Genomic DNA, 16,948 nt, shown 5'->3' on the forward strand with positions numbered 1-16,948 from the left:
CCAGCGCCGATGGTAGTTGGGGGTTTCCCCCTGTGAGAGTAGGACGTTGCCAGGTAAGAAAAAAGGATCAGTAGAGATACTGGTCTTTTTTGTGTGGAAAAATAAATAAAAACCGAAGGTTTTTCGAAAGAATAAAACAAAGTAAAACGATGTATGTAGTGGGCGGGAAAGATCAGAAAAGAGAAATAGCTCAATAAGTTAAAAGAGGATGAAGATAGTCATCATCTTGCAATTTATAACAATTACAAAAAGAGAAGCTAACCAAAAGATAGCTTCTCATACTACATATGCTCTTCTAAAAACACTAAAATAAAGTAAGGAATCTTTCTTTTAGCAACCTCCATATAACGTAAAATAATGGGATAATCATCGTTTGAGACCCCTAATAGAAGCTCATACCACCATTCTGTTTCATACCGTGAGATCATGCTTAAATTATATAACAGCAAGTAGTGAACAAGAAGTTCTGGAAGGTTAATAAATGATTCACGATTGTTTGGTAAGTAAAATGTCTTTTCGTCAATATGAAATAAAAATGGTGCACAATGAAAGGTATGATTTGTGTATTGTGTTTGCAATAGGATATGGTCTTCAGCATTTTTTACTTTTTGAAGCTGATATTTCTCAGTTAAATGTTCAGAAAGTCTTTCTGCTGACATGTGAAAGTGTTGAGCAGTGGCATCGGTTAAAATCACTTGATATAGGCCGGTTGTATCGACTTTCACATGATTAGTTTTAGCTTGGTGAAACATGAAGACATCCTTCATCTCGGCAACTTGGTTTAGAAGTAATTCCATCGAGAATTTTTCAGCTTCAAGGTGATCATGTAGATGAAAAAGCTCTTTTGCAACATGGCTAAACAAACCGTTTCGTTGAACTTTGATTTCATCTTTTAAAAATTGATACTGTTGTTTTTTCCTTTTTCTACTTGATGCTCCATGAGCTAATACGGATGATGTTGATGGATAATAGGGATCCTTTATTAAGAGACATGCTTTTAAAAGTTGTGATATTCCATAAAAAAGTAAAATGGGTTGAATTGCATGTGGTGATTGATTTGCTTGCAAAAAGAAATTTTCTCCATGTTTAAGAAAGTAAATAAATCGGTAACAATTATCATATGACAATCCACTCGAGTTTTCATGTTTAATTTTTTGATAACATTTTTCTAATTTTTTTTGGATAATTTGGGTTGAATGATAAGATAGTAAGCGTTCCCAATGCAACGTTGACATAAATTGTACACTCCAATTAATCAATTCTAAATATTTAAACTCTTTTCTCCTTTCTTGACAGTCTGAAAACATGTTGATAATCTACTAATAATATTTTGCCGAATAGAGGGGGATTTTACTAATGTGGGAACAAAAATTTTCTAAAGAAGGCTTAACTTTTGATGATGTTTTATTAGTGCCAGCAAAATCTGAAGTATTACCAAGAGATGTGGATTTAAGTGTTGAGCTTACACCTAGTTTAAAGCTTAATATTCCGATTATCAGTGCTGGTATGGATACTGTAACAGAGGCTGAATTAGCTATTGCTATTGCAAGACAAGGCGGAATTGGTGTTATTCATAAGAATATGTCGATTGAACAGCAAGCAGAGCAAGTAGACAAAGTAAAAAGATCTGAAAGAGGAGTCATTACAGATCCATTTTATTTAACTCCTGATCATCAAGTATTTGATGCAGAGCACTTAATGGGTAAATATAGAATTTCAGGTGTTCCAATTGTAAATAACCCCGAAGAAGAAAAATTAGTTGGTATTATTACAAATCGTGACATGAGATTTATTCAAGATTATTCCATCAAAATTAGCGATGTTATGACGAAGGAAAATCTTGTGACAGCTGATGTTGGGACAACACTTAAAGAAGCAGAGAGCATTTTGCAAAAGCATAAAATTGAAAAGCTTCCACTTGTTGACCGTAACGGCATCTTAAAAGGGCTCATTACGATTAAAGATATTGAGAAAGTAATTGAATTCCCAAACTCAGCTAAAGATGCACATGGACGCCTTGTAGTAGCAGCAGCTGTTGGTGTGACTGCTGACACAATGGTTCGAGTTCAAAAGCTGGTTGAAGCAAATGTAGATGCAATTGTAGTGGATACTGCACATGGTCACTCAAAAGGTGTGATCGAAACGGTAAGGGCTATTCGTAAGGAATACCCAACGTTAAATATTGTTGCAGGTAATGTTGCAACTGCTGAAGCAACTAGAGATCTAATTGAAGCTGGTGCAAATGTTGTGAAAGTAGGAATTGGTCCTGGTTCTATTTGTACAACTCGTGTTGTTGCCGGGGTTGGTGTACCGCAAATCACTGCTGTATATGACTGTGCTACTGAAGCAAGAAAACATGGTGTGGCTATTATTGCAGATGGAGGAATTAAATACTCCGGAGATATGGTAAAAGCATTAGCTGCAGGAGGCCATGCTGTCATGTTAGGAAGTTTACTTGCAGGTACTTCTGAAAGTCCTGGTGCGACTGAAATTTTCCAAGGAAGACGTTTTAAAGTATATCGTGGAATGGGTTCTGTAGCTGCTATGGAAAAAGGTAGTAAAGACCGTTATTTCCAAGAAGACAACAAGAAGTTCGTTCCAGAAGGAATTGAAGGAAGAACTCCATATAAAGGGCCTTTAGCGGATACTATTTATCAATTAGTTGGCGGTATTCGTTCTGGTATGGGTTACTGTGGAACAAAGGATCTTAAAGAACTTAGAGAAAATTCACAATTTATTCGAATGACTGGAGCAGGATTAAAAGAAAGTCATCCACATGATGTCCAAATTACGAAAGAAGCCCCAAATTACTCGTTATAATATGTCTTTTGGATTAAAATTGAATTGAAATATGACAGAACTAGAACATTTGACAGAGTCTATGACTCTGTCTATTTTTTTTATCCTTTCTATGATAAAATCAATTTTGTTGTTTAAAAATTCAAGTGAGTTTTCATATAGATAAAATAAAATCGGAGGTAGTGTACAACGTGAGAATGAAGAAATTGATTGCAACCCTTTTTGCATTAACATTTATTGTTTCAACTCTTTTTCCTTATGCATCTGCTCAAGCTGCAGAGCCAATTTCAGTTAATGCAAGCTCAGCTATTATTATTGAAGAATCGACTGGAACAATCCTTTATGGAAAAAACATTGATGAAAAGCTTCCTATTGCTAGTATGGCAAAGGTCATGACTGAATATTTAGTTCTAGAAGCAGTTAAGGAAGGAAAAATTAGCTGGGATCAAACATATAAACCAAGTGAGTATGTTTATAAAATCTCTCAAAATGGAAATCTTTCAAATGTACCTTTAAGATTAGATGGCAGCTATAACGTGAAAGAGTTATACGAAGCAATGGCAATCTACTCTGCTAATGGTGCGGCAATTGCTTTATCAGAGATAATTGCCGGTTCTGAAACGGCTTTTGTAAAGATGATGAATGACAAAGCCAAAGAATTGGGCTTAACAAACTATGAATTTGTGAATGCAACTGGTTTGGAAAATAAAGATTTACTTGGAATGCATCCTGAAGGAACAGATGCAAATGCAGAAAGTAAGCTGTCTGCGAGAGATATGGCTCTACTATCTCAAAAGTTAGTCCAAGACTTCCCTGAGGTTTTAGAGACTGCAAGTATTCCTAGAAAAACCTTTAGAGAAGGAACAGATGATGCGACTGAAATGCCAAACTGGAACTGGATGCTTCCGGAACTAGTTTATGGATATGAAGGTGTGGACGGACTGAAAACAGGTTCAACTAGCTCTGCAGGGTCTTGTTTTACGGCTACAGCAAGTAAAAACGGCATGCGTGTCATAACTGTTGTTATGGATGCCAAAGGCAGTGAGGGGGATGTAAAGAATCCACGCTTCCCTGAAACGGAAAAAATGCTAGATTATGCATTTAATAACTTTTCGGTAAAAGAGGTATTCCCGGCTAACTATCAAATCGAGAAACAATCAACAATTCCTGTTGTAAAAGGAAAAGAAGACACAGTATCTATTCATACAAAAGATGCAGTAACACTTGTAGTGAAAAATGGTGAAGAAGATGCCTATAAACCAATGTTTGAAATTGATCAAAATCAATTAACAAAAGCAGGGGAATTAACTGCACCAGTTGAAAAAGATCATGTTGTTGGGAAGATGACTGTTAAATATGAGGGTGAAGGTCCTGCTTTAAGCAATATCAAAAACGATACGCTCTCTCAAGTTGATCTTGTAACAAATGAAACAGTCGAAAAGGCTAACTGGTTTGTTCTCTCAATGAGAGGTATTGGAAGCTTCTTCGGAGGTTTATGGGGTACAGTATCTGATACAGTAAAAGGTTGGTTTTAATTTATAAAAAAGACTCTCTTGATAGGGAGTCTTTTTTTATAGGCCCTTTTATAAATGTTATTGTATTTAAAAATTCTTTGGAAAATATTCAGTTGATTGGAGCGGAAGGTGCGAGACTCCTATGGGAGTAGCGGGACAGTTGAGATCCCACAGGCGCTGGCGCCGAGGAGGCTCACCGCACGCCCCATGGAAAGCGAGAACACTTATTACAAAAGTTTGCGAAAGTAGCCTTAATCATTCAGTAATATTTAATAATGATTAAAAAAAGTATTCGTTTTATAAAAACTAAGCTATAATAGAAAATTATTAAATGAGAAAATGATAGAATAGTAAAACATATAGGAATTGTTTTACTAATTATATGAATTTTGATAGGATTTTTTTAGAACTTAGGATAAAATATAGCGTAGATGAATTTTTACTAAATCTAATACAAATCCTAGTTATAGGAAATTACATAAGGGGGACAACCATAATGAGTAATACAACAGGTACTGACCGTGTAAAACGCGGAATGGCGGAAATGCAAAAAGGCGGCGTCATCATGGACGTTGTAAATGCAGAGCAAGCTAAAATTGCAGAGGAAGCTGGCGCAGTTGCTGTAATGGCACTTGAGCGAGTTCCAGCTGATATTCGTGCAGCGGGTGGCGTAGCTAGAATGGCAGACCCAACAATTGTTGAGGAAGTAATGAATGCTGTATCGATTCCAGTTATGGCAAAAGCACGTATCGGACATATTGTAGAAGCACGTGTCCTTGAAGCTATGGGTGTAGACTACATTGATGAAAGTGAAGTATTAACTCCAGCTGATGAAGAGTACCACTTATTAAAAAGTGACTTTACTGTACCATTCGTTTGCGGTTGCCGTGATTTAGGTGAAGCAACTCGTCGTATTGCAGAAGGTGCTTCCATGCTTCGTACAAAAGGTGAGCCAGGAACAGGAAACATTGTAGAAGCTGTTCGTCATATGCGTAAGGTAAATGCTCAAATTCGTAAAGTAGTTGGAATGAGCGAAGATGAGTTAATGACGGAAGCAAAAAATTTAGGTGCTCCTTTTGAGCTTCTTCTTCAAATTAAAAAAGAAGGAAAATTACCGGTTGTTAACTTTGCAGCAGGTGGTGTAGCAACTCCAGCTGATGCTGCGTTAATGATGCAGCTAGGTGCTGATGGTGTATTCGTTGGATCAGGTATCTTTAAATCAGAAAATCCAGCTAAATTTGCACGTTCTATTGTTGAAGCTACAACTCATTATCAAGATTACGAACTAATTGCAAAACTTTCTAAAGGACTTGGATCAGCTATGCAAGGAATTGAAATCTCAAGTCTTTTACCAGAGCATAGAATGCAAGAGCGTGGTTGGTAATAAAAAGGAGTTTTTAACATGCTAAAGATTGGTGTATTAGGATTACAAGGTGCTGTAAGAGAACATATTCGCTCAATAGAAGCGTGTGAGGCTGAGGGAGTTATCGTTAAAACGGTTGATCAACTTGCAGACCTTGATGGCTTAATCATTCCAGGCGGAGAAAGCACAACAATGAGACGCCTAATCGATAAATACGGTTTTATGGAGCCATTAAAAGAATTTGCTGCATCTGGAAAGCCTATGTTTGGTACTTGTGCAGGATTAATTCTCATGGCTAAAAATATTGTTGGTTATGATGAGCCACACTTAGGACTATTAGATGTAACAGTCGAGCGTAATTCATTTGGACGACAAAAGGATAGCTTTGAGGCTGAATTGATGATTACTGGTGTTGGTGAAGACTTTGTTGGAGTCTTTATCCGTGCTCCTCATATTGTTGAGGTTGGAGAAGATGTGGAGATCTTATCGAAGCATAACGGCCGAATCGTTGCAGCCCGCCAAGGCCAATTCCTTGGATGCTCATTCCATCCTGAGTTAACAGATGATAATCGAATGACTCAATTGTTCATCAATATGGTAAAAGAATCCAAATAAATGTATAAAAAACTTGCGACTAATGTAAACTTATAGTAAATTATTTTATACAAAATCAAAATAAGCAAACGTGATGATAGGAACTAGTAACATGATGTTCTATCTATAGAGAGCCGATGGTTGGTGAAAATCGGTGATAGATGCTTGTGAATCCATCCTTGAATGAATCGCTGAACTACTAACAGTTAAAGTAGGCGGTTCCGGCTATGACCGTTATTCATTAAGTGAAGAGTACAAAGTGTATTCTTAACTAGGGTGGCAACGCGGGTAACTCTCGTCCCTTTTTAGGGGACGGGAGTTTTTTGTTTTTATGATCAAATAGTATGCTTAAATGAAAAGGAGAGCAAATATTATGATGGATATTAAATTTCTACGCACAAACCTTGAAGATGTGAAAGAAAAGCTATCTAAACGTGGTGAAGATTTAACTGATTTTGGAAAATTCGAAGAACTTGATAAAAAAAGAAGAGAGCTAATTGCTTCTACGGAAGAGTTAAAAAGTAAAAGAAATGAAGTCTCAGCACAAGTTGCTCAATTAAAAAGAGAAAAGCAAGATGCTGACCACTTAATCAAGGAAATGAAAGAGGTTGGGGAGAAAATAAAAGGATTTGATGATCAACTGCGTGAAGTTGAGGCAGAACTAGATCAGCTTCTGCTATCTATTCCTAATATCCCTCACGAAAGTGTTCCAGTAGGAGATACAGAGGATGACAATATTGAAGTTAGAAAATGGGGAGAACTGCCTACCTTTGAATTTGAACCAAAGCCGCACTGGGAAATTGCCGATGGTTTAGAAATTTTGGACTTTGAACGAGCAGCAAAGGTGACAGGAAGCCGCTTTGTTTTCTATCGAGGGTTAGGTGCTCGATTAGAAAGAGCATTATTTAATTTTATGTTAGATCTTCATGTCGAGGAACATGGTTATACGGAAATCCTACCACCTTTCATTGTCAATCGCGATAGTATGACAGGAACAGGCCAACTACCAAAATTTGAAGAAGATGCGTTTAAAATTGCTGGTGAAGATTATTTTTTAATTCCAACAGCTGAAGTTCCTGTGACAAATTTACACCGTGAGGAAATTTTAAATGTCGAACAACTTCCAATCAGCTATGCAGCTTTTAGTGCAAATTTCCGTTCTGAAGCTGGATCTGCAGGGAGAGATACAAGAGGTTTAATTCGCCAGCATCAATTTAATAAAGTAGAGCTTGTCCGCTTTGTAAAACCGGAGGATTCATATGAGGAGCTTGAGAAGCTGACTGGACATGCTGAAAAGGTTCTTCAGTTGTTAGGCCTTCCATATCGAGTAATGAGCATGTGTACAGCAGATTTAGGGTTTACAGCCGCTAAAAAGTATGACCTAGAGGTTTGGATTCCAAGCTATGGAACATACCGTGAAATTTCTTCTTGCAGTAATTTCGAGGCATTCCAAGCAAGAAGAGCAAATATTCGATTTAGAAGAGATCCTAAAGCAAAGGTTGAGCATGTTCACACATTAAACGGATCAGGATTAGCAATTGGCCGAACTGTTGCAGCTATTTTAGAAAATTACCAACAGGAAGATGGGTCAGTGATTATTCCGGAGGTATTAAGACCTTATATGGGAAATAAAGAAAGAATTAGTATGGCAGAGTAAAACAATATTGAAAGGGAGTCTTTTGATTCCCTTTTAGTATTCTTTTTTCATAAGGTTTTCGTAATCAGTTTGATGGGATAAGAAGTCTTTTTAAAGAATAACTTTTTATAAATTTAGGCATGATAATTTATGTAAAAAAACTTTTGAAAAAGTTTTTGAAATATGTTGACAAGCATATAGATCCTATGATAAATTATATCTTGTCAATACGGAGGAATACCCAAGTCCGGCTGAAGGGATCGGTCTTGAAAACCGACAGGGGTGTCAAAGCCCGCAGGGGTTCGAATCCCCTTTCCTCCTCCATAATTTTAAAATTCATTCTCATATTTAGCGCATAAAATGTGGGAGATTGATTCAAAATCGTTACTGCACTGTAGCGATTTTTTTTATGCTTTCTGATGGATCGTCTCTATCACTTATTTATATAACGGGAAATTTTGCGAACTCAAACATGAAAAGAGGATGACATAAAGGGACTTAAAACCTTTATGTCATCCTCTTATTTTTTTAGAAATTTCGTTTGTTCAATAAAATAACCGATTCTCTCAATAATTGGTTCAATGGATTGTTCATTTTCCATAATATCGTAATCATTTATATTAATACGAAGAACAGGACATGCATTAAAATTATTAATCCAGTTCTCATATCTTTGATGCATCTCTGTCCAGTATTCGATGGGTGTTTGCTGTTCCATCGGACGTCCACGAAGTTTAATACGAGATAAAATATCGTCCAAGCTACCTTCTAAATAAATAAGAAGATCTGGATGTGGAAAATATGGAGTCATCACCATCGCATCAAAAAGGTTTTTGTAGGTTTCATAGTCAACCTCAGACATTGTTCCTTTTTCATAATGCATCTTTGCAAATATCCCTGTATCTTCATAAATTGAACGATCTTGGATAAAACCTCCGCCATACTCAAAAATCTTCTTCTGCTCTTTAAAACGTTCAGCAAGAAAATAAATTTGCAAATGAAAACTCCATCTTTCAAAGTCTGCATAAAATTTATCTAAATATGGATTTGAATCTACCTTTTCGAAGGAGGTTTTGAAATCCAGCTCTTTTGCCAAAGCTTTTGTCATTGTAGACTTTCCAACACCTACAGTACCAGCTATCGTAATAACTGCATTGTGAGGAATTTTATATTTTTCGCGTAAATTCATCTATCGTTGCTCCTTTTTGCAAGTACTGATCCAATGTCTTGAATATATATGTTAAATCTTGTGGATTTTGAACAAAGTCCAATGTATCTCCATTAATACGAATAACCGGGATAGAAGGATTTTCTTTTTCCCACTGTGACATGGCAATTTCATAGTCTTCTGAAAGCTGCTGTAAATATTGGGGATCTATTTGATGTTCTATTTCACGACCCCTTTTTTCAATTCGTGCAAGCAATGTGTCAAGACTAGCGGTGAGATAAATAATGATATTAGGTTTTGGCATACCAGCTGTTAAAATATCATAAATTTTCAAATACTTATCGTATTGCTCATGCTTTAAGGTACGTCTTGCGAAGATAAGGTTCTTATAAATATGATAGTCTGCTACAACCGGTTTATTTGCCTGAAGAAACTTTTTGTCAATGTCCTCTAATTGCTTATATCGATTACAAAGGAAAAACATTTCTGTTTGAAAGCTCCATTCTTCAATATCTGTATAAAACTTTCCAAGAAAGGGATTTTCCTCAACGATTTCTTTTAATAAATGAAAATTGTAGTATTCAGCTATTGCTTTTGATAAAGATGTTTTTCCAACACCAATCGGTCCCTCTACAGTAATAAAGGGTATATTCATCATGGGTCCTCCTTTAAAACGAAACACCAATACTAAAAATCGACAAATTTCATTTTACCACGCAACACTCCTTTTGAGTATTGATTTAAGGGATTGTTTACATTTTCTATTTTTTTACTCCATGGAGGGACTTTTCTACTATAAAAAAATCTAATAGAAAAAGGTACTCATCCGATGGTGAGTACCTCTTTCTATAAACATCACTTCTTTTCAATTTGAAAATTATCGGCAAGTAACAGCCAGTTCTGAGGAAAGGATAACCCTAGCTTCCAATAACTAATCCCTCGTAAATTCAGTTCTTTGATAAGGTCAAATTTTGCTTGAATCGATCTAGCATCTTCGAACCAAACTTTATGTTCCTTCCCATCTGCATCTCTGTAATTAAAGTGAGGAGCTTGTGCCTCTTGGTCATATCGAATTGGCACATTATTTGTACTTGCAAGCTGAATAGCCTGCTGAGGACTAACAGCCTTAGCATATTGCCCGCCAGCTACATAAGGTAATGTCCAATCATAGCCGTATAAGTTTTGCCCCATCATAATCTTACGGCTTGGCATTTCGGTAATAGCGTATTCTAGAACTTCCCTTACCGGGTTTATTGGGGATACAGCCATTGGCGGGCCACCGCTATATCCCCATTCATATGTCATAATGACAACAAAATCTACTATTTGCCCATGTGCCTTATAATCATGTGCTTCGTACCAACGTCCTTTTTGCCCTGCACTTGTTTTAGGTGCCAAGGCTGTAGAAAGAAGCCAGCCTTCTTGATTAAAACGGGCCTTTGCTTTCCGTAAAAATTGGTTATAGGCCTCACGATCCTGCGGCCTTAAGTACTCCATATCAAAATGAATATCTCTGAAACCATATTTTTTAGCGGTTGATACGATATTATTTAAAAGTTTATTTTGTATCTCTGTGTTTGTTAAAATAATTCTCCCTAGTTCATCACTAAATTGATCGTTTTCTAAATTGGTGATGGCCATCATTAATGTGACATTATTTTGCCCGGCAATTTGGGGGAAATTATTTAAAAGCGGTTCTTTAAGTGTTCCGTCCCGTTGAATTTGAAAACTAAATGGTCCTAAATAGGTTAAATATGGTGCAGCATCTCTAGCAGCCTGCTCAAGGTTAGCTGGAACACTTGTGCCTCTTGGTTCAATATAAGCATTAGATTCGACCGATCTTTTCTCCCCTTCAGGAATGTAGAGTCTTACTCCTATAGAAAGGGGTTGATTTAAGGGAATGTTATTTACCCTAGCAAGTTCTGATGTGGAAATTCCAAATCTTCTTGCAATAGCATACAAACTATCTCCAGGCTGTACCCAATAAAATCTGCCTTGGATAGGAATAACAATCGCTTGACCGACAACTAAATTATTAGGGTTTGGAATTTCATTTGTCCGAATAATTTCCTCTGCTGTAGTACTATATGCTTGTGCAATCCCATACAAGTTTTGTCCTTGTTGGACGGTATGTATTTGCATGTTTGTCCTCCTCAAAAACATTTTTATACATCATATGATGAGAAGGCTTGATGCATGTTAATTTATGGTCTATTAAATTATAAAATTTCTTGTACTGTAGATAAGCGAACGTCATCCAGCTCCAGCACCTAGCCTTAGATCGCACAGGACGTGCAAGTGCAGTCAATGCGACAGGACGTCGTGATTTTGACTGCCTCGAAGTCATAAGCCCGAGGCTGACCAAGGCGCTTGCGCTTTTATTCTTTTTCTGTATGGATAATTGTGGCTTTTAGGGTGTTCTTCATCATTTTTAAAGCAAATTCATTATCATTTTTATTATTAGATGCAACACAGTCAGCAGGAATGGTAATATCATATTCCCTCATATAGGCATCATTGGCGGTAAAGAGGACACATATATTTCCAGATATTCCTGTAATCACAAGCTTATTTATGTTAAGACTGTATAATAACGTATTGAGGGCAGTCCCATAAAATGCAGAGTGTTTTGGTTTTATTAAAAAATAATCATCATCGTCTGGATATAAACGGTGAATGATTTTTTCGCTTAAGGAATTACTGCACTTTTGAGCAATTTTCTCAAAGTTAGCCTGCCATAGGTTATAATGATCATTAACATAGATAATCGGGCAGTTGTCTGTTTTCATTTTATTTTTTAGTGAAAGAATATTGTGGGAGATTGCGTCAGCTTGTTCTGCCAAAATAGGGCCATGCGCGAAATTGAAGTCATTAATCATGTCTATAATAAGAAGTGCTTGTTTATTTGTTTGCTGCATATGAGCTATTTTCTCCTTTATAAAAATTAGGCTATTAACATTAGTGCCACAGTAAGCTTTAAAATTAATATGCAACAATTGTTTTATTTCTATAGGTAAGAAATAAAATCTTGTACTTAGTTTTAGTGTCTAGCTTCAGGCGCCATCGGCTCTAGGGTCTAGGTAAATAGGAATAGGAGGTAAAAAGCACCTTCTATTCCTATTTGCCTTATGCTTGTCGCCGAATGCTTAGCGCCTTACGCTTATTCTTAATAAGGAGGATATATTGGATTGAATGATCAATACTATATGAAGTTAGCTTTAGAAGAAGCGAGAAAGGCGAAGGAAATAGGGGAAGTTCCAATTGGGGCGATCATTGTATTAAATGATACTGTTATTTCATCAGCACATAATCTACGAGAGACGGAGCAACGGTCTATTGCCCATGCAGAAATATTGGCTATAGATAAAGCATGTGAAAAAATAGGTTCCTGGAGATTAGAAAATGCAACGTTATATGTTACTCTGGAGCCATGTCCAATGTGTGCGGGAGCGATTGTTCTTTCAAGGATTAAGCGGGTTGTTTATGGTGCTTCTGATCCTAAGGGTGGCTGCGCAGGTACATTGATGAATCTTTTGCAAGAAGAAAGGTTTAACCATCAGGTTGAGGTAACAAAAGGGATTGAAGATGCGGCGTGCAGTGAAATGTTAAGCTTATTTTTCAGGGAATTAAGAGAACGAAAAAAGCAAAAGAAACAATGCTGACAAAAACTTACATAGTCTAGAAGTTGCAATTTATATTATTAGGATATATACTTATAAATGCGTCGTACTTAACGATGCAACTAAATATGGTATCAATTTTGCCGTGCTAAGCGGGGAGGTAGCGGTGCCCTGTACTCGCAATCCGCTCTAGCGAGGCCGAATCCCTTCTAGAGGTTAGCTCACTGTAGGGCTGCCTTAAGTAAGTGGTGTTGACGCTTGGGTCCTGCGCAATGGGAATCCATGAACCATGTCAGGTCCGGAAGGAAGCAGCATTAAGTGGAAGCTCTCATGTGCCGCAGGGTTGCCTGAGCCGAGCTAACTGCTTAAGTAACGCCTATGGTGGCTAATCGACGGAAGGTGCACGGCAGTTAATATTTTAAATAAACTCACTCTTTTTGAGTGAGTTTTTTATTTATGACCAAAAAGTATAGTGCTTTTATGAGTGTTGTTAGGACTTGGTGAGAAGCTACGTTTATTTTAAAAGGGAAGAAAAGTTTGTACTTAGTATTGGTGTCTAGCTCCAGCTTCTAGACCTGAAGCACAGGACGTGCAAGTTCAGTTACAGCGACAGGATGTCGAGTAAGTAACTCCCTCGAGATCATGAGCCGCTCAGGAATTGAAAAAAAGAACGTCTTCTATTCCTGGAGCGTCTTATGCTGTCTTAGTCTGTTCAAGGCGCTTGCGCTTTTCTAAGAAACGACTTTGTAAAAGCAACGATGGTTGTTATAATAAAGAAGATGAAAAAGAAGGGAGACGTTTTTGTGGGTTATCAAGCATTATATCGTGTTTTTCGGCCACAGTTATTCCATGATGTGGTTGGACAAGAACATATCACTAAAACCTTACAAAATGCCCTATTACAAAATAAATTTTCACATGCGTATCTTTTTTCTGGGCCTCGTGGAACAGGAAAAACTAGTGCAGCAAAGATCTTTGCAAAAGCAGTGAATTGTGAAAAAGCACCGGTAGCGGAGCCTTGTAATGAGTGTGCTGCTTGTAAAGGTATTACGAACGGTTCCATATCAGATGTGATTGAAATTGACGCTGCATCAAACAATGGTGTAGATGAAATAAGAGATATTAGAGATAAAGTAAAGTTTGCTCCATCAGCCGTACAATATAAAGTATATATTGTCGATGAAGTTCATATGTTATCAATTGGAGCTTTTAATGCTTTATTAAAAACTCTTGAGGAACCGCCGAAGCATGTCATCTTTATATTAGCTACTACTGAACCTCATAAAATTCCTTTAACGATTATCTCTCGCTGTCAACGATTTGATTTTCGCAGAATAACAGCTGCTTCAATTGTAGGAAGAATGAAAGAGATCGTACATAACCAACAGGTAAATGTAGAAGATGAAGCACTTGATGTTATCGCAAGAGCAGCTGATGGAGGTATGCGTGATGCGTTAAGTTTACTTGATCAGGCTATTTCATATAGTGATGACCAAGTAACGTTAAATGAGGCATTACTCATTACTGGGTCAGTATCACAGGAGATGATCGGAAAAATTGCGGAAGCAATCCATCAGAAAGATGTAACAGTTGCTTTGCAAGCGTTGGATCAATTAATGTTTCAAGGAAAAGACCCAAGCAGGTTTATTGAGGACTTTATCTTTTACTATCGCGATATGCTATTGTATCAGACAGCACCTACACTGGAAGATGTTCTAGAGCGTGTTTCAGTAGATGATCATTTCATTCAGCTATCAAAGGAAATACCATCTTCAGAAATATATGAGATCATCGAGTTGTTAAGTAAGAGCCAGCAAGAAATGAAATGGACAAATCATCCGCGTGTCTTCCTTGAAGTTGCCCTTGTAAAGCTCTGTCAACAATCAACAAATGCATCTCAATCAAATCAAGAAGAGTATCAGTCTTTACTAGAAAAAATAACTAGTTTACAATCAGAGGTAAATCGACTAAAACAACAAGGATTTACGGCTCCGCAACAAGGAACAACAGGTTCAAAGGAGCCAAAGCAAAGGTCAATGAAAAGTGGCTATAAAACGCCAGAAGGAAGAATTCAAGAAATCCTAAAGTCTGCAACTAGAAAAGATTTAGAGATTATAAAGGGACGATGGGCAGAGCTATTAGAAATGCTTCGACGTCAGAATAAAGTATCACATGCAGCTCTTTTAAATGATAGCGAGCCAGTTGCAGCTTCAGAGAATGCCTTTGTCTTAAAATTTAAGTTTGAAATTCATTGTAAGATGGTAGCAGAAAATAATAATAATGTGCGAACCAATTTAGAAGTGATCTTACAAGAGATTGTCGGTAAAAGCATGGAAATGGTTGGCGTTCCCGAGCATGATTGGGTTAAAATAAGGAAAGAGTTTTTAAGAGATCAAAAGGATGAAGATCAAAATCAGCCAAGTGGTGAGGAAGATCCACTTATTGCTGAAGCAAGAAAGCTAGTTGGAAATGAACTAATTGAAATAAAAGATTAAACTTGGAGGAATGAAGTTATGATGCGTGGCGGTATGGGAAATATGCAAAAAATGATGAAGCAAATGCAAAAAATGCAGAAGGATATGGCGAAGGCACAAGAAGAACTTGCTGAAAAAACTGTAGAAGGTACTGCTGGTGGCGGTATGGTAACAGTTGTAGTAAACGGTCAAAAAGAAGTGCTAGAAGTAAACATTAAAGAAGAAGTAGTAGATCCAGAAGATATTGAAATGCTTCAAGATTTAGTTTTAGCTGCAACAAATGATGCATTGAAAAAGATGGATGAACTAACAAATGAAACAATGGGTCAGTTCACAAAAGGAATGAACTTACCGGGAATGTTCTAGGGGGATTATCATGCATTATCCTGAACCAATATCAAAGCTAATCGATAGCTTTATGAAATTGCCAGGAATCGGTCCGAAAACGGCCGTTCGTCTGGCTTTTTTTGTCCTAAATATGAAGGAAGACGTTGTCCTTGATTTTGCTAAAGCACTAGTGAATGCGAAGCGAAATCTTACCTATTGCTCTGTATGCGGACATATAACAGATCAAGATCCTTGTTACATATGTGAGGATGAGCGCCGAGATAAAAGTGTTGTGTGTGTGGTGCAAGACCCAAAAGATGTTATTGCCATGGAGAAAATGAAGGAATATAACGGGTTATATCATGTATTGCATGGCTCTATATCACCAATGGAGGGAATTGGTCCAGAGGATATCAAGATTCCTGAACTTCTAAAAAGATTGCAAGATGATGTTATACAAGAGGTCATTCTCGCTACAAACCCTAATATTGAAGGGGAAGCAACGGCAATGTATATCTCAAGGCTGTTAAAGCCGTCTGGTATTAAACTTACGAGAATTGCACATGGCTTACCGGTAGGCGGGGATTTAGAATATGCCGATGAGGTTACTTTATCCAAAGCGTTAGAAGGAAGAAGAGAATTATAGAGGAGGATGTTCCGTGCTTTTTCGCCGAAAAGGTTGGTTAAGAAATCAATATGATCAACAACTAATACAAAACTTGCTTACAATGAAAAAAGAATGGAATCGGCAAAAACAATTAGTTGATAAAAGTGTTGAACCTTCTCCTGAAGTACTCTATGATTTAAAAATTGCAGAGGCCAAATATTTCTTTCTACTCAAAGAAGCAAAAAAACGAAATATAAAAATAGGGAAAATTTAAACATATAAGGATAGCTTGTTCTAATTTAATACTCCCTTCATATCCTATAAATAAAAGGGATAAAAGGGGAGTGTTTTAGTGGATCCTATTTTAGTTTTTTCTGTAATAGGCGGAATAATATTGATTTTGTTATTTGTAGGAGCTCCAATTCGTCCATTGCAATTACTAGGGCGGCTTTCAATAAAGATTATAATAGGGGCGCTACTGTTGTTTTTTGTAAATGCCTTTGGTACAAGCATAGATTTACATATACCGATTAACTTTATTACATCAAGCATTTCGGGGATATTAGGAATCCCGGGATTAGCTGCATTAATTATAATAAAAATGTTTATTGTTAGTTAAAAGCAAGTTCAGTAGGGCAATCAGGAAGGAGGAAAATACCTTTTATTCTGATTGCTTTTTATATTTTTGAATTTTTGTTGACATGCTTTAATACACATGATATATTATTATTCGTCTTCAAAAAAGACTAACTGAAACAAAAAAACTTTTTTAAAAAAGTTGTTGACTAATACAATTGTTTCATGGTATTATTTTAAAGTCGCTTCTTGATGAAGCAACTAAAAAGT

The 16,948-nt window shown here is 36.8% G+C and carries 16 protein-coding genes, 1 tRNA gene, 1 other RNA gene and 1 other annotated feature; of the genes, 13 read left to right on the forward strand and 5 right to left on the reverse strand.

The window, feature by feature from the left end; translation table 11 throughout:
• Positions 1-281: 281 nt before the first annotated feature.
• On the reverse strand, positions 282-1,235 hold the full coding sequence (locus AC4GZ8_RS25560) for a YaaC family protein (protein ID WP_491084709.1): 954 nt from the start codon (positions 1,233-1,235) through the stop codon (positions 282-284).
• Between the two features lie 121 nt (positions 1,236-1,356).
• Here AC4GZ8_RS25560 and guaB point away from each other — a divergent pair, with 121 nt between their 5' ends.
• From guaB to AC4GZ8_RS25590, 6 genes are all read left to right on the forward strand, one after another.
• Positions 1,357-2,820 carry an IMP dehydrogenase gene (guaB, locus tag AC4GZ8_RS25565; RefSeq protein ID WP_491084710.1) on the forward strand — a complete coding sequence of 488 codons (1,464 nt, stop codon included), beginning with the start codon at positions 1,357-1,359 and terminating at the stop codon, positions 2,818-2,820.
• Between the two features lie 170 nt (positions 2,821-2,990).
• Positions 2,991-4,334 (forward strand): D-alanyl-D-alanine carboxypeptidase family protein, encoded by a 1,344-nt coding sequence (locus tag AC4GZ8_RS25570; RefSeq protein WP_491084711.1) that lies wholly within the window; start codon positions 2,991-2,993, stop codon positions 4,332-4,334.
• A 475-nt stretch (positions 4,335-4,809) separates the two neighbouring features.
• Positions 4,810-5,697 carry a pyridoxal 5'-phosphate synthase lyase subunit PdxS gene (gene pdxS / locus AC4GZ8_RS25575; RefSeq protein WP_491084712.1) on the forward strand — a complete coding sequence of 296 codons (888 nt, stop codon included), beginning with the start codon at positions 4,810-4,812 and terminating at the stop codon, positions 5,695-5,697.
• 18 nt (positions 5,698-5,715) lie between these two features.
• Positions 5,716-6,291: a pyridoxal 5'-phosphate synthase glutaminase subunit PdxT gene (gene pdxT, locus AC4GZ8_RS25580; RefSeq protein ID WP_491084713.1), complete on the forward strand. Its 576-nt coding sequence runs from the start codon at positions 5,716-5,718 to the stop codon at positions 6,289-6,291.
• Between the two features lie 64 nt (positions 6,292-6,355).
• Positions 6,356-6,576: a binding site (T-box leader), on the forward strand.
• Between the two features lie 67 nt (positions 6,577-6,643).
• Positions 6,644-7,927, forward strand: coding sequence for a serine--tRNA ligase (gene serS, locus AC4GZ8_RS25585; protein WP_491084714.1), 1,284 nt, complete (start codon positions 6,644-6,646; stop codon positions 7,925-7,927).
• Between the two features lie 210 nt (positions 7,928-8,137).
• Positions 8,138-8,230 (forward strand) — tRNA-Ser (locus AC4GZ8_RS25590).
• A 196-nt stretch (positions 8,231-8,426) separates the two neighbouring features.
• Here the strand turns inward: AC4GZ8_RS25590 and AC4GZ8_RS25595 are convergent.
• The 4 genes from AC4GZ8_RS25595 to AC4GZ8_RS25610 all read right to left on the reverse strand — a co-directional run bounded on the left by AC4GZ8_RS25595 (position 8,427) and on the right by AC4GZ8_RS25610 (position 11,992).
• Positions 8,427-9,095 carry a deoxynucleoside kinase gene (locus tag AC4GZ8_RS25595; RefSeq protein WP_491084715.1) on the reverse strand — a complete coding sequence of 223 codons (669 nt, stop codon included), beginning with the start codon at positions 9,093-9,095 and terminating at the stop codon, positions 8,427-8,429.
• Positions 9,073-9,732: a deoxynucleoside kinase gene (locus tag AC4GZ8_RS25600; RefSeq protein WP_491084716.1), complete on the reverse strand. Its 660-nt coding sequence runs from the start codon at positions 9,730-9,732 to the stop codon at positions 9,073-9,075. The genes AC4GZ8_RS25595 and AC4GZ8_RS25600 overlap by 23 nt, the downstream gene beginning before the upstream one ends.
• Positions 9,733-9,929: 197 nt before the next feature.
• Positions 9,930-11,216 carry a glycoside hydrolase family 18 protein gene (locus AC4GZ8_RS25605; RefSeq protein WP_491084717.1) on the reverse strand — a complete coding sequence of 429 codons (1,287 nt, stop codon included), beginning with the start codon at positions 11,214-11,216 and terminating at the stop codon, positions 9,930-9,932.
• Positions 11,217-11,452: 236 nt separating this feature from the next.
• Positions 11,453-11,992, reverse strand: coding sequence for a cysteine hydrolase family protein (locus AC4GZ8_RS25610; protein ID WP_491084718.1), 540 nt, complete (start codon positions 11,990-11,992; stop codon positions 11,453-11,455).
• A gap of 270 nt (positions 11,993-12,262) precedes the next feature.
• Between AC4GZ8_RS25610 and tadA the strand changes: the two genes are divergently transcribed.
• From tadA to AC4GZ8_RS25645, 7 genes are all read left to right on the forward strand, one after another.
• Positions 12,263-12,736, forward strand: coding sequence for a tRNA adenosine(34) deaminase TadA (gene tadA / locus AC4GZ8_RS25615; protein WP_491084719.1), 474 nt, complete (start codon positions 12,263-12,265; stop codon positions 12,734-12,736).
• A gap of 101 nt (positions 12,737-12,837) precedes the next feature.
• Positions 12,838-13,101: signal recognition particle sRNA large type (gene ffs / locus AC4GZ8_RS25620), an RNA gene on the forward strand.
• A gap of 396 nt (positions 13,102-13,497) precedes the next feature.
• The gene (gene dnaX, locus AC4GZ8_RS25625; RefSeq protein ID WP_491084720.1) at positions 13,498-15,189 is read left to right on the forward strand and encodes a DNA polymerase III subunit gamma/tau; all 1,692 of its coding nucleotides are present in this window, start codon (positions 13,498-13,500) and stop codon (positions 15,187-15,189) included.
• Positions 15,190-15,210: 21 nt separating this feature from the next.
• On the forward strand, positions 15,211-15,534 hold the full coding sequence (locus AC4GZ8_RS25630) for a YbaB/EbfC family nucleoid-associated protein (RefSeq protein ID WP_491084723.1): 324 nt from the start codon (positions 15,211-15,213) through the stop codon (positions 15,532-15,534).
• 10 nt (positions 15,535-15,544) lie between these two features.
• Positions 15,545-16,141, forward strand: coding sequence for a recombination protein RecR (gene recR / locus AC4GZ8_RS25635; protein WP_078433033.1), 597 nt, complete (start codon positions 15,545-15,547; stop codon positions 16,139-16,141).
• Positions 16,142-16,154: 13 nt separating this feature from the next.
• Positions 16,155-16,376 carry a YaaL family protein gene (locus AC4GZ8_RS25640; protein ID WP_491084721.1) on the forward strand — a complete coding sequence of 74 codons (222 nt, stop codon included), beginning with the start codon at positions 16,155-16,157 and terminating at the stop codon, positions 16,374-16,376.
• Positions 16,377-16,454: 78 nt separating this feature from the next.
• The gene (locus AC4GZ8_RS25645) at positions 16,455-16,721 is read left to right on the forward strand and encodes a pro-sigmaK processing inhibitor BofA family protein (RefSeq protein ID WP_491084722.1); all 267 of its coding nucleotides are present in this window, start codon (positions 16,455-16,457) and stop codon (positions 16,719-16,721) included.
• The last annotated feature ends 227 nt before the right edge of the window (positions 16,722-16,948 follow it).

It is taken from the genome of Metabacillus sp. RB-C-LZQ-3-1 (assembly GCF_058315175.1).